The organism is Aeromonas sp. 55A (genome assembly GCF_051919665.1).
GTDB lineage: Bacteria > Pseudomonadota > Gammaproteobacteria > Enterobacterales > Aeromonadaceae > Aeromonas > Aeromonas veronii.
In genome coordinates this window covers 1,521,051-1,538,313 of the sequence record NZ_JBQBEH010000008.1, presented here as the reverse complement: position 1 = coordinate 1,538,313, position 17,263 = coordinate 1,521,051, and the positions used below count along the sequence as shown (strand labels likewise).

At 58.5% G+C, this 17,263-nt stretch carries 19 protein-coding genes; 11 read left to right on the top strand and 8 right to left on the bottom strand.

The features are described 5' to 3' along the window. Window positions 1-58: 58 nt before the first annotated feature. Window positions 59-742 carry a response regulator gene (locus ACTG2G_RS11180; protein WP_047439862.1) on the top strand — a complete coding sequence of 228 codons (684 nt, stop codon included), beginning with the start codon at window positions 59-61 and terminating at the stop codon, window positions 740-742. Between the two features lie 4 nt (window positions 743-746). Here ACTG2G_RS11180 and ACTG2G_RS11175 read toward each other — a convergent pair whose 3' ends face one another. Continuing rightward, window positions 747-1,874, bottom strand: coding sequence for a multidrug effflux MFS transporter (locus ACTG2G_RS11175; RefSeq protein ID WP_429204880.1), 1,128 nt, complete (start codon window positions 1,872-1,874; stop codon window positions 747-749). Between the two features lie 92 nt (window positions 1,875-1,966). Here ACTG2G_RS11175 and ACTG2G_RS11170 point away from each other — a divergent pair, with 92 nt between their 5' ends. Beyond that, window positions 1,967-2,791: an AraC family transcriptional regulator gene (locus ACTG2G_RS11170; protein ID WP_429204878.1), complete on the top strand. Its 825-nt coding sequence runs from the start codon at window positions 1,967-1,969 to the stop codon at window positions 2,789-2,791. Here ACTG2G_RS11170 and ACTG2G_RS11165 read toward each other — a convergent pair. Next, on the bottom strand, window positions 2,721-2,954 hold the full coding sequence (locus tag ACTG2G_RS11165) for a hypothetical protein (protein ID WP_439985435.1): 234 nt from the start codon (window positions 2,952-2,954) through the stop codon (window positions 2,721-2,723). The genes ACTG2G_RS11170 and ACTG2G_RS11165 overlap by 71 nt on opposite strands. Window positions 2,955-3,247: 293 nt before the next feature. Between ACTG2G_RS11165 and ACTG2G_RS11160 the strand changes: the two genes are divergently transcribed. Beyond that, on the top strand, window positions 3,248-4,498 hold the full coding sequence (locus ACTG2G_RS11160) for a valine--pyruvate transaminase (RefSeq protein WP_421387161.1): 1,251 nt from the start codon (window positions 3,248-3,250) through the stop codon (window positions 4,496-4,498). Window positions 4,499-4,570: 72 nt separating this feature from the next. Here ACTG2G_RS11160 and ACTG2G_RS11155 read toward each other — a convergent pair whose 3' ends face one another. Together ACTG2G_RS11155 and ACTG2G_RS11150 are read right to left on the bottom strand one after the other, a co-directional pair. After that, window positions 4,571-5,011, bottom strand: coding sequence for an Hsp20 family protein (locus ACTG2G_RS11155; protein ID WP_236294203.1), 441 nt, complete (start codon window positions 5,009-5,011; stop codon window positions 4,571-4,573). Window positions 5,012-5,103: 92 nt separating this feature from the next. Continuing rightward, the gene (locus tag ACTG2G_RS11150) at window positions 5,104-5,517 is read right to left on the bottom strand and encodes an Hsp20 family protein (protein WP_005339298.1); all 414 of its coding nucleotides are present in this window, start codon (window positions 5,515-5,517) and stop codon (window positions 5,104-5,106) included. 280 nt (window positions 5,518-5,797) lie between these two features. On the opposite strand from ACTG2G_RS11150, the gene ACTG2G_RS11145 reads away from it, so the two are divergent. After that, window positions 5,798-6,568, top strand: a complete 771-nt coding sequence (locus ACTG2G_RS11145) for an MBL fold metallo-hydrolase (protein ID WP_429204875.1) — start codon at window positions 5,798-5,800, stop codon at window positions 6,566-6,568. A 91-nt stretch (window positions 6,569-6,659) separates the two neighbouring features. Beyond that, entirely contained in the window at window positions 6,660-7,619 is a 960-nt protein-coding gene (locus tag ACTG2G_RS11140) for a helix-turn-helix domain-containing protein (protein ID WP_429204873.1), read from the top strand. A gap of 103 nt (window positions 7,620-7,722) precedes the next feature. Here ACTG2G_RS11140 and gyrB read toward each other — a convergent pair whose 3' ends face one another. From gyrB to dnaA, 4 genes are all read right to left on the bottom strand, one after another. Then, window positions 7,723-10,134, bottom strand: a complete 2,412-nt coding sequence (gyrB, locus tag ACTG2G_RS11135; protein WP_069529351.1) for a DNA topoisomerase (ATP-hydrolyzing) subunit B — start codon at window positions 10,132-10,134, stop codon at window positions 7,723-7,725. Continuing rightward, the gene (gene recF / locus ACTG2G_RS11130; RefSeq protein WP_439985434.1) at window positions 10,131-11,234 is read right to left on the bottom strand and encodes a DNA replication/repair protein RecF; all 1,104 of its coding nucleotides are present in this window, start codon (window positions 11,232-11,234) and stop codon (window positions 10,131-10,133) included. Before recF ends, gyrB begins: the two co-directional genes overlap by 4 nt. A 2-nt stretch (window positions 11,235-11,236) precedes the next feature. After that, window positions 11,237-12,340: a DNA polymerase III subunit beta gene (gene dnaN / locus ACTG2G_RS11125; protein WP_005339306.1), complete on the bottom strand. Its 1,104-nt coding sequence runs from the start codon at window positions 12,338-12,340 to the stop codon at window positions 11,237-11,239. Window positions 12,341-12,423: 83 nt separating this feature from the next. Then, a complete protein-coding gene (dnaA, locus tag ACTG2G_RS11120; RefSeq protein ID WP_005339307.1) occupies window positions 12,424-13,794 on the bottom strand; it encodes a chromosomal replication initiator protein DnaA in 1,371 nt (456 codons plus the stop codon). A gap of 311 nt (window positions 13,795-14,105) precedes the next feature. On the opposite strand from dnaA, the gene ACTG2G_RS11115 reads away from it, so the two are divergent. From ACTG2G_RS11115 to yidD, 6 genes are all read left to right on the top strand, one after another. Continuing rightward, entirely contained in the window at window positions 14,106-14,864 is a 759-nt protein-coding gene (locus ACTG2G_RS11115) for an amino acid ABC transporter substrate-binding protein (protein WP_244775586.1), read from the top strand. Further along, the gene (locus tag ACTG2G_RS11110) at window positions 14,865-15,533 is read left to right on the top strand and encodes an amino acid ABC transporter permease (protein WP_439985433.1); all 669 of its coding nucleotides are present in this window, start codon (window positions 14,865-14,867) and stop codon (window positions 15,531-15,533) included. Between the two features lie 12 nt (window positions 15,534-15,545). Further along, a complete protein-coding gene (locus tag ACTG2G_RS11105) occupies window positions 15,546-16,280 on the top strand; it encodes an amino acid ABC transporter ATP-binding protein (protein ID WP_439985432.1) in 735 nt (244 codons plus the stop codon). A 270-nt stretch (window positions 16,281-16,550) separates the two neighbouring features. Then, window positions 16,551-16,685 (top strand): 50S ribosomal protein L34, encoded by a 135-nt coding sequence (rpmH, locus tag ACTG2G_RS11100; protein ID WP_005307156.1) that lies wholly within the window; start codon window positions 16,551-16,553, stop codon window positions 16,683-16,685. After that, complete coding sequence (rnpA, locus tag ACTG2G_RS11095; RefSeq protein ID WP_005339313.1) at window positions 16,685-17,044, top strand: ribonuclease P protein component; 360 nt, start codon at window positions 16,685-16,687, stop codon at window positions 17,042-17,044. The genes rpmH and rnpA overlap by 1 nt, the downstream gene beginning before the upstream one ends. Then, window positions 17,011-17,259 carry a membrane protein insertion efficiency factor YidD gene (gene yidD, locus ACTG2G_RS11090; RefSeq protein ID WP_010672280.1) on the top strand — a complete coding sequence of 83 codons (249 nt, stop codon included), beginning with the start codon at window positions 17,011-17,013 and terminating at the stop codon, window positions 17,257-17,259. Before rnpA ends, yidD begins: the two co-directional genes overlap by 34 nt. Window positions 17,260-17,263: the final 4 nt, after the last annotated feature.

Below are 17,263 nucleotides of genomic sequence, written 5' to 3'. Positions count from 1 at the left end.
TGGCTGACCGCCAGATCGGGTCAATCAGCCCCTCCCACCATTCGCCTCTGGAGGTTCGATGGCACACATTCTGGTCATAGATGATGAAGCGGCGATCCGTCGCTTTCTGCGGATCAGCCTGATTGCCGAGGGGCATCAGGTGAGTGAGGCGGTGGGGGTCAATGAAGGGCTGGAGCAGTATCGCCACCTCAACCCCGATCTGGTGATCCTCGATCTCGGTCTACCGGATGGCGATGGTATTCAGGTATTGCAGGCCATTCGCGAGCATCACCCCAATCCTGTGCTGGTGTTGTCGGCCCGCGATTCGGAGCAGGAGAAGGTGCGGCTGTTGGATGCCGGCGCCAACGACTACATGAGCAAGCCGTTCGGCATCGGCGAGATGATGGCCCGCATTCGCGTGCTCTTGCGCCAGCGAGCTGGCGTCAGCAGCGGCGAGCGGCGCCACTTCCCCCAATGCGGCCTGACGCTGGATGTCAGCAGCCACAAGGTGACCATGAAGGAGGAGGAGATCCCTCTCTCCCGCAAGGAGTTCGCCCTGCTGCAGGCGCTGGTGTGCCACCCCGGCAAGCTGGTGATGCAGACCCAGCTGCTCAATGACATCTGGGGGCCGAGCCACAAGGAGGACACCCACTACCTGCGCATCGTCATCGCCAGCCTGCGCAAAAAGCTGGGGGATAACCCCCAGCAACCGACGCTTATCGAGACCGAATCCGGTATTGGCTACCGCTTTATCGGCAACTGACGTTTCACGTGGAACGACGCCCGCAGCAAATCAGCGCCAACAGACCGCAGCCACTCAGCAACAGGCCGAGATCCTGCAATCCGGCCGCTACCGCCAACCCCAGACTGAGCAGCAGGTAGTAGCCAAGCCCGAACAGGGCACCAGCACTGCCCGCTACCTCGCGATAGGCCAGCAGCGCCTGACTCAACACATTGGGAATAGCCAGCCCGAAAGCGACGACGACACCCATCATGGGCAACAGGAACCAGAGGCTGGACTGACTCGCCCAGACCAGCAGCCCGGCGACCAGCGCCAGAGCGTAAGCCAGTCGGATCAGAGAGGACGGTTGCCACCCTCTCCCCAGCAGATGCTTGTTGAGCAGGCTGCCGAGCAGAGTCGCCAGCGCCAGCAAGATCCCCGAGTAACCAAACTCGCCGGTGCTCAACCCCAACCCAGCAAACAGGAACGGGGCCAGACTGTAGTAACCAAACAGCATGGTGTTGAACAGGGCGACCAGCATGGCACTGCGCCAGAGTCCGCCATCCTTCATCATCCGGCACGCCAGCGGCCAGAGTGCGACTTGCCGGGTGGTGGCCGGACGGGTTTCCGGCAGCTGCCAGCAGGCAACCAGCAGCAAGCCTACCGCCAGTATCAGCAAACCACTGAACACCCCGAGATAGCCGAACCCGCTCGCCAGCTGACCGCCACTGAGCAGCCCCAACACCGGACTGAGTGAGAGCGCAATGCCCATCACCGAGAAGACCCGCGCCAGATCGCTGCCCTGATAGCTGTCGCGCAGCATGGTCTGGGTCACAACGGATCCCACCGCGGCGCCAAAAGCCGAGATAACCCGGGCCAGCAGCAGGGTTTCAAACTGATTGGCCAGCAGCGCCAGCAGGGTGCCTACACCATAGGTGAGCAGACCGGCCAGCATGGCGGGACGCCGCCCGATCAGATCGCAGAGCCGCCCCCAGCAGACCACGCCTACCGCAAACGCCAGAAAATAGACCGACAGGGTCTGGGATGCCTGCCCTTCGCTCACCTGAAACTCGGTAGCGATGTGGGTCAGGACCGGGCTGTAGATGGTCTCCACAATTTGGGGAAACATCATCAATCCCACCACCAGCCAGAGCGGTGGCAACTTGTTGTTCATGACAAACCTCCTTCACAAGAGGTCGCCATTCTAGAGAGATACCAATTGTCTGATTACAATAAACAGGACTATAAACATCAAAAATCGGACATATGGCCTTTATTCTTCCCGATCACCCTTTTGACCCCGACCAGCTGACGGGCAGCGTGATCGGCATCGCCTCCGCCCTCGGTTGGCACGACTCGGGCCTGCATCAACATCAGCGCCATCAGCTGTTGTTCGCCCAATCCGGCTGCATGACCATGGAGCTGGAAGATCGGGTCTGCCTGCTGCCGCCCACCCGCGCCGCCTGGCTGCCAGCGGGCACTGCCCACCGGGTACTGATGCGTGGTGTGGTGGCCTACCGCTCACTCTACTTCCAGCCGCATCCCGAGTTGCCCGGCACGGTGGAGGTGCTGGCGGTCAATCCGCTGCTGCACGAACTGATCGAGCGGATGGCGCTCTGGCCGTGGGACAAACCGCAAGAGCAGCAACAGCGGACGGTGGCACTGTTTATGGAAGAATTGAGGCTGGCGCCGCGGGAGTCGTGGCAGTTGCCGCTGCCGACGGATCCCAGACTGGGCGGCTGGCTACAGCAGTTGAAACGGGGAGATGCCCTGCCCGATCGGCTCAACCGGCTGGCCGAACGGGTGGGTGCCAGTGACAAGACCATTGGCCGCATCTTCATGCGGGAGACCGGCATGAGCTATCAGGCGTGGCGCCAGCAGTGGCGGCTGTTGCGCGCCATGGAGCTGCTGGCAGAAAGCGAGTCCATCAGCCGGATTGCCGCTGCGCTGGAGTTCTCCAGCGACAGCGCCTTTATCAGCTTCTTCAAACAACATACGGGACAGACCCCCCTGCGCTACCTCAGCTCTCGGGGTGAGTCGCCACAGCCTGACTCGCCTCCACCACCAGGGTATCCAGCGCCAGCGGCTTGAGATTGTGCAGCGCATCCTGCACCACGGCATGGGATGCCTGTTGCAACTCGCTCTGCACATCCTGCTCCAGCTGGGCACTCTCCAGCTCGGGCCGCGGGTTTTCGTGGGCCATCACGTTCAGGCTCAGGGCACTCACAATCAGGGTGGCGATCAGGCTTTTCATCTGGTTTGCTCCGGTATGGTTGAGATGACCAGATAGCTATTCCAATAGTTGTGCCAATCCTCACGCAATTCATAACATGATGATTTTATTTAAATTAACTATATATCGATACCAAATTGAGTCGCAAAATGCATCCCGCTCGGTCATTTTTAAACCAACAGTTGGTGCTTTTAACCACGCTTGATTTTTGCACCATGTTCCACGTGGAACGTCCCATCTTTTTGATCGACACCCGCTTTTAAACTGAGCTATGGTGCTACATCCCCGTAACTCAAATCTGGATCTGTCACTGAATGGAATTTTCCTTGTTCGGCGAGAAGTTCACTCGCCACGCCGGCATTACCCAACTCATGGATGACCTCAATCAGGGGCTGACCAATCCGGACGCCATCATGCTGGGTGGCGGCAATCCGGCCCCCATCCCCGCCATGCTGGAACGCTTTCAGGCCGAGGCCAAGAGCCTGCTCGACAACGGCGAGCTGGTCAAAGCGATGGCCAACTACGACGGCCCACAGGGCAAAGACAGGTTCACCAAAGCGCTGGCAGCCCTGCTCAGCAAGGAGCTGGGATGGGATATCTCGGCTCGCAATATCGCCCTGACCAACGGCAGCCAGAATGCCTTCTTCTACCTGTTTAACCTGCTGGCCGGTGAATTTGCCGATGGCCGCAAGAAGAAGGTGCTGTTCCCGCTCGCCCCCGAATACATCGGCTATGCCGACTCGGCGCTAGCCGACGACTACTTCGTGGCCTACAAGCCCACCATCGAGAAGCTGCCCGATGGCCAGTTCAAATACCACGTGGATTTCGAGAGTCTGCAGGTAGGTGACGATATCGGGGTGATCTGCGTCTCCCGCCCGACCAACCCGACCGGCAATGTGCTGACCGACGAAGAGATCGAACATCTCGATCAGATCGCCCGCGACAAGGGAATCCCGCTGCTGATCGACAACGCCTACGGCGTCCCCTTCCCGGGCATCATCTTCAGCGAAGCCAAGCCGTTCTGGAACGCCAACACAATCCTCTGCATGAGCCTCTCCAAGCTGGGCCTGCCGGGCACCCGCTGTGGCATCGTCATCGCCGACGAGAAGATCATTCAGGCCATCACCAACCTGAGCGGCATCATCAATCTGGCGCCGGGCAGTCTGGGGCCCGCCATCACCATCCCGATGATCGAGAGCGGCGATATCATCGCCCTCAGCGAACAGGTGGTGAAGCCCTTCTATCAGCAGAAGGCGGAGCTGGCGGTACAGCTGCTGCGTGAAGCGATCCCCGACCCGCGCTTCCATATCCACAAACCGGAAGGCGCCCTCTTCCTCTGGCTCTGGTTTGAAGGCTTGCCGATCCACTGTCAGGAGCTGTACGAGCGACTGAAGGCGAAGAACCTGCTGATCGTGCCGGGTCACTACTTCTTCCCCGGCATCGATGACCCCGAGTGGCGCCACAGCCAGGAGTGCATCCGCCTCAACTACTCCCAGAGCGAGGAGCTGGTGCGCCGCGGCATCACCATTCTGGCCGACGAGATAAACGCCCTCTACGCTGGTTAATCCAATCCAGCGATACAAAAACAGAAAGGCCTGCAGATGCAGGCCTTTGTTGTTTATCGCGATCCGGTTTGCTTAGCCGGGCAACGCCAGCTGCTCGGGTTTGCCGATGGGAATGGCGCGGGGCTTGAGCGCCTCCGGCAACTCGCGAGCCAGATCGATGGTTAGCAGACCATGCTCCAGCTTGGCACCCTGCACTTCCACGTGCTGGCTCAGCTTGAAGGCGAGCTCGAAGTCACGCTCGGCAATTCCCTGATGGAGGAACTGACGCTCACCGGCCGCAGCCCCTTTGCGCCCCTTCACCTTGAGGGTGCCGTTTTCGGTCTCCAGCTCCAGCTCTTCGCGCTCGAAGCCAGCCACGGCGACCGTGATGCGATAGCCATCCTGATCGCACTTTTCAATGTTGTACGGGGGGTAAGCGGCGGTCTTCTGCTCGAACAGACCTTCCAGCTCGCGGGCCATCCGCTCGAAGCCGACGGCGTTGGAATAGAGATGAGAAAAATCGAGGTTACGCATAATCCTATCCTTCTAATAAGCAACAGGTTCAACTCTCCACAGGCCCGTCATCGGCACCCGGGAAATTTTAAAATTTCAGTGAATTCAGGCTATCAGCCGTTGATCTCGATCTTGCGCGGCTTCATAGCCTCGGGCACTTCACGCACCAGTTCGATGTGCAGCAAGCCGTTTTTCAGGTCGGCCCCTTTCACCCGCACATAGTCGGCCAGCTGGAAGCGGCGCTCGAAACCACGTTCGGCGATCCCCTGATAGAGATAGTTGCGCCCGGTATCGGCCTGCTTGTTGCCCTTCACCGTCAACAGATTTTCCTGGAAGCTCAGCTCCAGCTCTTCCTGGGTAAAGCCTGCCACCGCCATGCTGATGCGGTAGTCGTTGTCACCCAGCTGCTCGATGTTGTAGGGGGGATAACCGGCATTGCCATTGCTGGCCGCAGATTCGATGAGATTGGCCAGACGATCGAAACCGATGGCAGAACGATAGAGCGGAGAAAAGTCGATAGAACGCATAGTATTACCCTCTTATGAGCGATAACGGATTGTTTGCCCTCCTTATGGACGGGCGCCTGGTCGAAACCTCTGTCGAGCGTTCCGGCCTTGTTACCTATATAGGGGCTCACTTTTTCCTTTCAAGGGGATTTTTTCAAATTTTTTAAATGGCCGCACCGACCTGTAGAACATCAACCTCTTGGCCCGATAGTGATGATAATCGACCCGTGGGCCACTGATGGCAATGCGCTCCGCACTCCATAATTGGTTGCATATCCACCAGCCAACATGGAGCCATCTCATGAAGATTACCCAGGTTCGTAACGCCACCTTGCTGCTCGACTATGCCGGCACCCGCTTTCTGATCGACCCCATGCTCTCGGCCAAGGGAGCCTTCCCCGGCTTTGAGGGCACCGCCAACAGCCATCTGCGCAATCCGCTGGTCGAGCTGCCGCTACCGATCGATGAGCTGGTCGATGTGGACGCCGTTATCGTCACTCACGACCATCCCGACCACTGGGATGACGCAGCCAGAGCCCTGCTCCCCAAGCATTTGCCGCTCTTGGTGCAACATCAGAAGGATGCCGATGCCATTCGTGCCAGTGGCTTTGAGGATGTGCGCCTGCTGAGCGACCAGCCCGAGTTTGCCGGCATTCGCCTGCAGCAGACCGGTGGCCAACACGGCAGCGACCAGTTGATGGCGGTACTGGGCGAGCGCATGGGAGAGGTATGCGGCGTGGTCTTCTCCCACCCCGATGAGCAGTGCCTCTATCTGGCTGGTGATACCATCTGGCATCCCACGGTCGAGCAAGCCCTGCAACAGCATCAACCCGAGGTCATCATCCTCAACTGCGGTGATGCACAGGTGCCCGGACTCGGTTCCATCATCATGAGCAAGGAAGATGTCGCCGCCGTATATCAGGCCGCACCGCAAGCCACGCTGATCGCCAGCCATATGGAGGCGGTCAACCACGCCGTGCTGTCACGCCAGGAGCTGCGCGACTATCTGGTGGACCGGGGCATGATGGATCGGGTACGTGTGCCGGAAGATGGCGAGGCGATATCGCAGTGATCCGCAGGAGGGTCATGCCAGACATGGCCCTTCGGCTTTCACTGCCGAACGCTTATGATGAGTGGTCTGCGCGCAGAGAGGAGCCAATACCATGACCACCCCGATCGTTGCCGTGGTGACCTTCGATCACTTCAGCCCTTTTCACTGCGCCGTCCCCTGTCTCATCTTCGGCGACATCCTGCCGGGCCAGCCGCTGTTCGAGCTCAAGATCTGCTGCGGCGATGGCAACCCTCATTCACACTCGGCGCAAGGCTTCACCATTCAGGCTCCCCATGGGCTGGAGGTGCTGGCCGAGGCGGAGATCATCGTCATCCCCTTCTGGCACGACCCGGCAGCACGGCCACCCGCAGCGCTGCTCGATGCCCTGATTGCCGCCAGAGCCAGAGGTGCCCGACTGGTCGGGCTCTGTCTCGGCACCTATGTGCTCGCCTACGCCGGGCTGCTCAATGGTCGCAAGGCATCGACCCACTGGGAGTACGAACAGGATTTCTGCCACCGCTTTCCCTGCGTGCAACTCGATACCAACGCCCTCTATGTGGATGACGAGGGGCTGGTCACCTCGGCAGGCACTGCCGCCGGGCTGGACTGCTGCCTCTATCTGGTACGCCAGTACCACGGCTCGGCCATCGCCAACAAGGTGGCGCGGCGGCTGGTGATCCCGCCTCACCGGGAAGGGGGGCAGGCCCAGTTTATCGAGCAGCCAGTACCCGCCTCCACCCGCGATGTCCGGATGAACCAGTTGCTCGACCACCTGCGTGCCCATCTGGCCGAGCCCCATACCCTGGACTCTCTGGCAGCTCTCACCCTGATGAGTCGACGCACCTTTACCCGCCGTTTTCATCAGGCAACCGGCCTCTCGGTGGGTGAATGGCTGCTGGCGGAACGGCTCAGGCGCAGTCAGGAGCTGCTGGAAGTGAGCGGCCATTCCATCGATCGCATCGCCGAGCTAGTCGGCTTCAAGAGTGCCACCTCCCTGCGCAACCACTTCCGCGGCCGCTTTGCCATCTCCCCCAGCGAGTGGCGACGATCTTTTCGTGGCCAAAATCCCTGATACACAGACTCGATGTTTCACGTGGAACGTGCAACTTCTTCCGCCCAAAAACAAAAAGCCGCTCACAAGGAGCGGCTTTTTTATATCGAACTGACAGCGTCGATTAGACGTCGAGGTTGGCCACGCGCAGGGCGTTGGTCTCGATAAAGTCACGACGGGGCTCAACGGCATCACCCATCAGGGTGGAGAAGAGCTGATCAGCGCCTACGGCGTCGTCGATGGTGACGCGCAGCATGCGGCGGGCTTCCGGATCCATGGTGGTTTCCCACAGCTGGTCCGGGTTCATCTCGCCCAGCCCTTTGTAGCGCTGGATGTAGATGCCGCGCTTGCCTTCGCCCATCAGCCACTCGACCGCTTCGACGAAGCTGGAGACCGGCTTCACCTTCTCGCCACGCTTGATGTAACCGCCTTCCTCGATCAGGTTGGCGATCTCCTTGCCCAGCGAGACCAGCTGACGGTACTCGGAGGATTGCAGGAAGTCGTAGCTGAGCGGGTATTCGCGATCGACACCGTGCTGACGTACCACGGCGTGCGGCACGTACAGGCTGCGCTCTTCATCACGACGAACCTGGATCTGGTACTGGATACCGTGGTTGCTCTCGTTGAGCACGGCTTCCATACCCTGACACCAGGCCAGCAGATCACTCTCGCTGTTCAGCAGCGCTTCGTTCAACTCCGGCTGATAGATCAGCTGGGTCAGTACCGCTTCCGGCGCACGACGAGACATGCGGGTGATCAGGTGAGTCACCGAGCGGTGCTGGTTGACCAGACGCTCCAGCGCCTCGCCACCGATAGCCGGGGCAGACTCGTTGACGTGCAGAGTGGCACCATCCAGCGCCATGGCGGTCTGGTACTGCAGCAGCGCGTCTTCGTCTTTCAGATACTGCTCCTGCTTGCCCTTCTTCACTTTGTAGAGCGGCGGCTGGGCGATGTAGACGTAGCCGCGTTCGATGATTTCCGGCATCTGACGATAGAAGAAGGTCAGCAGCAGGGTTCGGATGTGCGCACCATCGACGTCCGCATCGGTCATGATGATGATGTTGTGATAACGCAGCTTGTCCGGGTTGTACTCGTCGCGACCGATACCGCAACCCAGTGCGGTGATCAGGGTGCCCACCTCTTGCGAGGAGATCATCTTGTCGAAACGGGCCTTCTCCACGTTCAGGATTTTACCCTTGAGCGGCAGGATGGCCTGGTTCTTCCGGTTGCGGCCCTGCTTGGCAGAACCGCCAGCAGAGTCCCCTTCCACTATGTAGAGTTCGGAGAGAGCCGGGTCTTTTTCCTGACAGTCAGCCAGCTTGCCGGGCAGACCGGCAATATCCAGCGCGCCTTTGCGGCGAGTCAGTTCGCGGGCTTTGCGGGCCGCTTCGCGGGCACGGGCCGCATCGATGATCTTGTTGACCACGATCTTGGCATCGCCCGGGTTTTCCAGCAGGAAGTCGGCCAGCTTCTCACCCATCGCCTGTTCAACGGCGGTCTTCACTTCGGAAGAGACCAGCTTGTCTTTGGTCTGGGAGGAGAACTTGGGATCCGGCACCTTGACGGAGATAACGGCAATCAGACCTTCACGCACATCGTCGCCACTTGCGGCAGACTTGGCCTTCTTGCTGTAGTCCTCTTTGTCCATATAGGAGTTCAGAGTACGGGTCAGCGCGGTACGGAAGCCAACGAGGTGAGTACCACCATCCCGCTGCGGGATGTTGTTGGTGAAGCAGTAGACCCCTTCCTGATAGGCGTCGTTCCACTGCATCGCCACTTCAACACCGATACCATCCTGCTCGGTGGTGAAATGGAACACCTTCGGGTGGATCGGGGTCTTGTTCTGGTTCAGGTATTCAACGAACGCCTTGATGCCACCCTCGTAGCAGAAATGCGCCTCGCGGCCATCACGCTCGTCTTGCAGACGGATGGAGACACCGGAGTTGAGGAAGGAGAGCTCGCGCAGGCGCTTGGCCAGGATCTCGTAGTGGAACAGGGTATCGCTGAAAATGGCAGGGCTCGGCCAGAAGCGAACTTCGGTACCGGTGCCGGTGCTGTCGCCAATCTGCTTGAGCGGCGCTTGCGGCTCACCCAGATGATAGGTCTGCTCGTAGACGTGACCGTTACGACGAATAGTCAGCAACAGCTTGTCAGAGAGGGCGTTAACGACGGAGACACCCACGCCATGCAGGCCGCCGGATACCTTGTAGGAGTTGTCATCAAACTTACCGCCAGCGTGCAGCACGGTCATGATGACCTCTGCGGCGGAGCGGCCCTCCTCCTCGTGCATGTCTACCGGGATACCCCGGCCATTGTCACGCACAGAGACAGAACCGTCGGAATGGATCTTGACCAGAATATCGGAGCAGTAGCCAGCGAGCGCCTCGTCAATGGAGTTATCGACGACCTCGAACACCATGTGGTGCAGACCCGAGCCATCATCCGTATCGCCGATATACATCCCCGGGCGCTTGCGGACCGCATCCAGGCCCTTCAGCACCTTGATATTCGAGGAGTCGTAAGTATTTTCACTCATAGCTTACTCTCTGCCTTCTCTAACGTTTCGGAGATTTTACCCTGTTCCACGTGGAACAACTTACAGTCATTCGCATCCATCATGTCTGCGAGCTGACCGGTGTCGATGGCGGTGATAAACACCTGGGACGCACACTGCTTCAGCCTTGCGGCCAGCAAGCGGCGCTTGTCGACATCCAGTTCAGAGGCAAAATCGTCAATTAAAAAAATACAGCCACGGCTGCTATGTTGATTCAAATAGAGCCCTTGGGCCAGTCGCATAGCGCAGACCAGCAACTTCAGCTGACCCCGGGACAAAATATCCTGAGCGGGTACCCCGTTCGCCTTGAGGCGCACATCGGCTTTCTGTGGACCGACACCGGTATAGCTCAGCGCCCGATCCCGCTCAAACCCCGCCTCCAGCAGATCGCCGAGGGGAGTATCTTTCTCCCAGCCCCGGTAAAAGCCGAGACTGATATCGAATTCCGGCAGAAAATCCGCCGTCATCTCCTTGATCAGGGGCGTAATGGCCTGACAATAACTGGCGCGAAACTCGGCCAGCTCACCACCCAGCCGCACCAGTTCCTGATCCCAGAACGCCAGCTGGCGGTACTGGGTACTCTGGCGCAGCAGCGCATTGCGCTGTTTCAGCAGCCGCCGCACTCGCCCCCACAGGGCAAAGAAGGTTGGCTCCTGATGGAAAACGCCCCAATCGAGCCAGGCACGGCGAGCCTGAGGCCCGCCCGTCAGCAGGTTGAAGCCATCGGGATGGATCAACTGCACCGGCAACAGCTCCGCCAAATCGGCCAGCCGCTGGGCCTGCGCCCCGGCAATCTTGAGCTGGGTCTCGCCACTCTTGTCTTTGGCAAGACCGATCGGTACCTGACGCCCCTCCAGCTCGCACTGGGCAAAAAGGGTAAATGCCCTCTCCCCCTGGCGGATGACCCGCCCGGTCAAATGAGTGCGAAAGGAGCGCCCCAGACCAAGGTAGTGAATGGCTTCCAGCACGCTGGTCTTGCCGCTGCCATTGCACCCGACCAGAATGTTGAGGCCGGGCGACAGCTTGAGACTGGCTTGCTGGATATTGCGAAAGTCGCTGAGCTGGAGTTTGACCAGGGACACGACTAGATCCGCATCGGCATCACCACGTACTGAGCATCCTGATGTTCAAAATCCTCAATAATGGCACTGCTGATGGAATCGCTCAGGCTAATCCGAATTTGGTCACATTTTAACGTATTCAGCACGTCGAGCACATAAGAGACGTTAAAGCCGATCTCCATCTCGCCAGCGGCATATTGTACGTCAAGCAGCTCTTCGGCTTCTTCCTGTTCCGGGTTGTTGGCGGTGATGCGCAGCAGGTTTTCCTGCAGATTGAGACGCACCCCACGGAATTTCTCGTTGGAGAGGATGGCTGCGCGGGCAAACGCCTGACGCAGATCCTCACGGCCGGCGATGAGGGCCTTGTCGCTGTTGCGCGGAATGACGCGGCGCCAGTCCGGGAAGCGGCCATCCACCAGCTTGGAGGTGAAGATGAAGCCGTCCAGCGCAGCACGCAGGTTGCTGCGACCGATCTGCAGCCGCACCGGCTTGTCTTCCGCCTCCAGCAGACGCACCAGCTCCAGTACCCCTTTGCGCGGCAGGATAACCTGATGATCGGGCAGCGATTCCCCTACTACCTCGCGGCGGCAGGTGGCCAGACGGTGACCGTCGGTCGCCACGGTGCGCAGACCGTGACCTTCGCTCTCGAACAGCATGCCGTTCAGGTAGTAACGTACATCCTGGCTGGCCATGGAGAACTGGGTCGCATCGATCAGCTTCTTCAGCTCCAGCTGGCTGATATCGAACTCGAGCACGGATTCCCAATCCTCGATGTTCGGATACTCGGTCGCCGGCAGGGTCGAGAGGTTGAAGCGGGAACGACCGGAGCGGATGATCAGGCGCTCGCCTTCGGTATTGAGACGGATCTCGGCGCCTTCCGGCAGACCACGGCAGATATCCAGCAGCTTGCGCGCCGGTACTGTGGTGCGGCCATCTTCGCTGGCCCCGTTCAGATAGACCTGACCGATCATCTCTACTTCGAGATCGGTACCGGTCAGTGACAACAGACCGTTGCTGACATCAAGCAGCACGTTGCCGAGGATCGGCAGGGTCGGTCGGCCGCCGAGGGCGCCGGACACCAGTTGCAGAGGACGTAACAGGGCCTCACGGCTAATTTCGAGCTGCATCTGTGCTCTCCGTTGTGATTAGGAGGAAAAGATTCGGATCAGGTTGGAATATTCGCGCTGCATCTGTCCACTCCATTCCGTTATCAGGAAGAAAGGGTACGGATCAGGTTGGAATAGTCCTCCTTGATGTCGTGACTCTCCTCCTTCAGCTGCTCGATCTTGCGGCAGGCATGAAGAACGGTAGTGTGATCACGGCCACCAAAGGCATCACCTATCTCCGGCAAACTGTGGTTGGTCAGCTCCTTGGCCAGTGCCATCGCCAGCTGGCGCGGACGGGCCACGGAGCGGGAACGGCGCTTGGAGAGCAGATCCGCAAGCTTGATCTTGTAGTACTCCGCCACCGTCTTCTGGATATTGTCGATGGTGACCAGCTTCTCCTGCAGTGCCAACAGGTCGCGCAGCGCTTCGCGCACGAAATCGATGTTGATGGCACGGCCGGTGAAGTTGGCGTTGGCGATCACCCGGTTGAGGGCGCCTTCCAGTTCACGGACGTTGGATCGCAGACGTTTGGCGATGAAGAAGGCCACTTCGTCCGGCAGATGGATCTGGTTCTCGTCTGCCTTGCGCATCAGGATCGCGACGCGGGTCTCCAGCTCCGGCGGCTCGATCGCCACGGTCAGGCCCCAGCCGAAGCGGGACTTGAGGCGATCCTCGACACCGTTGATCTCCTTCGGATAGCGATCCGAGGTGAGGATGATCTGCTGGTTACCTTCCAGCAAGGCATTGAAGGTATGGAAGAACTCCTCCTGGGAGCGCTCCTTGTTGGCGAAGAACTGGATGTCATCGATGAGCAGGGCATCGACGCTGCGGTAGTAACGCTTGAACTCTTCAATGGCGTTATTTTGCAGCGCTTTCACCATGTCCTGAACAAACCGCTCGGAGTGCATATAGATGACTTTGGCATCTTTTTTACTCTCCTTGATGGCATTGCCAACGGCGTGCAACAGGTGGGTTTTACCCAGGCCGGTGCCACCATAGAGGAACAGCGGGTTGTAAGCACCACCCGGATTGTCCGCTACCTGACGGGCAGCCGCACGCGCCAACTGGTTGGACTTACCCTCGACGAAATTCTCGAAGGTATAGTTCACGTTGGTGTTGCTCTTGTGGTTCGGCTCGGGCTTGGCTTCAGCCTTGCTTTCCCAGCTCTTCTGCAAGTTATTCACAGGCGCGGCACCCTGTACCGGCGCTCTGGCGACAGCAACAGGATGGGGACGATTGCCTATATCAAAACGCAGGGCGGGGCCGTCGACCCCGCAGAGTTCGTTGATGATGCCGTTAACCCGGATGAGATACTTGTCTCGTACCCAGTCCAGAACAAAGCGATTCGGTGCATACAGGGTCAGAGTATTGTCACTCAACTCCGCTTGAAGCGGCCGGATCCACATGCTGAATTCTGCCGAGGGCAACTCATCTTGCAGCCGGTTAAGGCACTGCTGCCATAGCGAAGCAGTCACTCTAAACTCCTGTCGATTGATTAACTAAAGACCGGCTATTCTACGTTTTTAGCCGCCGGATCTCCAGCCATCGCCCGGTGGATCCAGCAAATAAGATCCTTGACTTTCAAGGATCCAGCGCCTTTGGATCGGATTTCATCCCCAAAGTTACCCACAGCTTGATCCACCGTCCGGATTGGTCGATCCCGTGCTTCTCTCCTGTTATTTCATATAACCAAATGTCATTTATTTTTTAAATTTTATTCCAATAACATCAGGGCCAAACCAGTTATTACAACTACAAATACAAGACATTGAGAGAGAGAAACACCATGAAAACATCCATCAAACTGATTTCCGGCGCAGCCATCCTGCTCGCCACCCTGTCCGGTCAGGCCATCGCCCAGGAGACCATCAAGGTCGGCATGTCCGGCAAATATTTCCCGTTCACCTTCGTCAAGCAGGACAAGCTGCAAGGGTTTGAAGTGGATATGTGGAACCAGATCGGCGAGCGCACCGGCTACAAGGTCGAATTCGTGACCGCCAGCTTCTCCGGCCTGTTCGGCATGCTGGAAACCGGCCGCATCGACACCATCTCCAACCAGATCACCATCACCGACGAACGCAAGGCGAAGTACGACTTCTCCCAACCTTACGTCTATGACGGCGCCCAGATCGTGGTACGCAAGGGCAACAGCACCATCCACGGCATCAAGGATCTGGAAGGCAAGAAGGTGGCCGTGAACCTGGGTTCCAACTTCGAAGAGCTGCTGCGCAAGAACGACACGAACAAGAAGATCGACATCCGCACCTATGACTCCGCCTTCGAGCAGGATGTCGCCCTGGGTCGCATCGATGCCTTCGTGATGGACCGCGTCTCCACCGCCCAACTAATCAAGGAGTCCAAGCTGCCGCTGCAACAGGCTGGCGCACCGTTCGAGACTATCGAGAACGCCCTGCCCTTCCTGAAGACCCCGGAGAAACAGGCGCTGCTGAAGAAGGTCGACGAGGCCCTGACCGCCATGCGCAAGGATGGCTCCCTGCGTCAGATCTCCGAGAAATGGTTCGCTTCCGACATCACCGACAAATAAATGATGGAATTTGACCTCGAATACACGCTGGGGCTGTTTCCCATCCTGCTCAAATACCTGGGCACCACGATGGAAATGGCCCTGTGGGGATTCGTGCTGGCACTCGTACTCTCGCTGGCCCTGGCGATAATACGGGTGTTTCGCGTCCCCGCGATTCACTGGCTGGCGATGCTCTATATCTCGTTCTTTCGGGGTACACCGCTACTCGTTCAGCTGTTCCTGCTCTACTACGGACTGCCGCAGCTGTTCCCAATCTTCGTGGGGATGGATGCCTTTACTGCCGCCATCGTCGGTCTGACCCTGCACTTCGCTGCCTATATGGCCGAGTCGATCCGCGCAGCCATCCTCGGCATTCACAAAAGCCAGATGGAAGCGGCGCTCAGTATCGGCATGAGCCGTTATCAGGCGATGCAGCGGATCATCCTGCCGCAGGCGGCCCGTATCGCCACCCCGTCGCTGATGAACTACTTCATCGATATGATCAAGAGCACCTCGCTGGCCTTCACGCTGGGAGTGGCCGAGATCATGGGCAAGGCGCAGATGGAAGCCTCCTCCTCCTTCAAGTTCTTCGAGAGCTTTATGGCGGTGGCGCTGATCTACTGGGTAGTGGTGATCTTCTTTACCCGCTTGCAGCATCTGCTGGAAATTCGTCTTAACCGTGCCTATTAAAGGAGGGCTCTCATGATCAAGCTAACCGGCCTCTCCAAGGCATATCACGGCAATCAGGTGCTCAACGGCATCGATCTGGAGGTCAAAAAGGGGGAAATTGTCGTCATCATCGGCCCCTCAGGCACCGGAAAATCGACCCTGTTGCGCTGCCTGAACCTGCTGGAGACCCCGGATGCGGGCACCCTTGCCATCGACGATCTTGAGCTGAATCTGGCCAAGGCCAGCGAACAGCAGGCGATCGAGCTGCGCAAGCGGGCCTCCTTCGTGTTCCAGAACTACGCCCTTTTTGCCAACAAAACAGCGCTAGACAACATCGCCGAAGGGCTGATCACCGTCTGGAAGCAGCCAAAAGCTGAGGCCCGCGCCACAGCGCTCGGCATCCTCAAGGACATTGGTCTTGCCGACAAGCAGGATGCCTATCCGGCCTCCCTCTCCGGCGGCCAGCAGCAACGGGTCGGCATTGGCCGCGCCATGGCGGCCCACTCCAAGGTGATCCTGTTTGACGAGCCCACCTCGGCCCTCGATCCCGAGTGGGTCGACGAGGTTTTGGGACTGATGAAAGAGTTGGCCCGCCAGCACCAGACCATGGTGGTGGTGACTCATGAGATTGAATTTGCTCGTGATGTTTCCGATCGGGTGATCTTCATGGAAGGGGGGCGGATCGTCGAGCAGGGCCCGCCGGATCAGATATTGGTCGATCCCAAGGATCCCCGTACCCGGGAGTTCTTGCGGAAAGTCCTTAAATAGCTCTCTCTTTGGCGGCCTGGCCGCCTTTTTTATTGAGGGATCCCTTGTTTAACCCCGGGTTGCCAGTATAATCCGGAGCCCTTGATCCTCTGGATCCTCACGCTCGGCAGCGGCCTTTTCAAGACCACGGCAGGATGAGAGGGAACGGCGGATTGACTAAAAGCCGAACTCTGTTTAGAATTCGGCCTCTTTTGCTAGTCGTCACACGCTATAGCTGGCGCGTCGGCTAAGTGTGACAATCAAAACTGTACAGAAATACGGAATCGAATCATGAAACGTACTTTTCAACCGTCCAACCTGAAGCGCAAGCGCTCTCACGGTTTCCGCGCCCGCATGGCAACTGCCAACGGTCGTAAAGTTCTGGCCGCTCGTCGTGCCAAGGGTCGTGCCCGTCTGGTAGTTTAATGCCTACCCAGCACACCTTCTCTCGGGAGTTACGTCTGTTAACTCCCGAACACTTCAAACGCGTTTTCGCCGAGCCTGTCCGGGCTGCTTCCCCGCAAATTACGCTTCTCGCCTGCCCCAATTCACTCGAACACTCTCGTCTTGGTCTCGCTGTGCCCAAAAAAGCACTCAAGCGTGCCGTCTGGCGTAACCGTGTCAAACGGGTGGTCCGGGAAAGTTTCCGCCTCAAACAACATCAGCTGCCCGCTATCGACATCGTGGTGATCGCCAAGGCCGGTGTGAAAGAGATGGATAACGAGGAACTGTTCAAGTTACTGGAAAAGCTATGGCGCACTCTGTCACGCCGTTGCAATGGGTAGCTATCAAACTGATACGCCTGTATCAGCTAATCATTAGCCCTCTGCTCGGGCCGCGCTGCCGTTTTACTCCAACTTGTTCCCAATTTGCGATAGAAGCCATCCGACTTCACGGTTTCATAAAAGGCGTTTGGTTAGCCAGCAAACGTCTATTAAAATGCCATCCCTTATCCGAGGGTGGTTATGACCCGGTTCCGCAACCAAAGCGAAGAAACTGAAAAC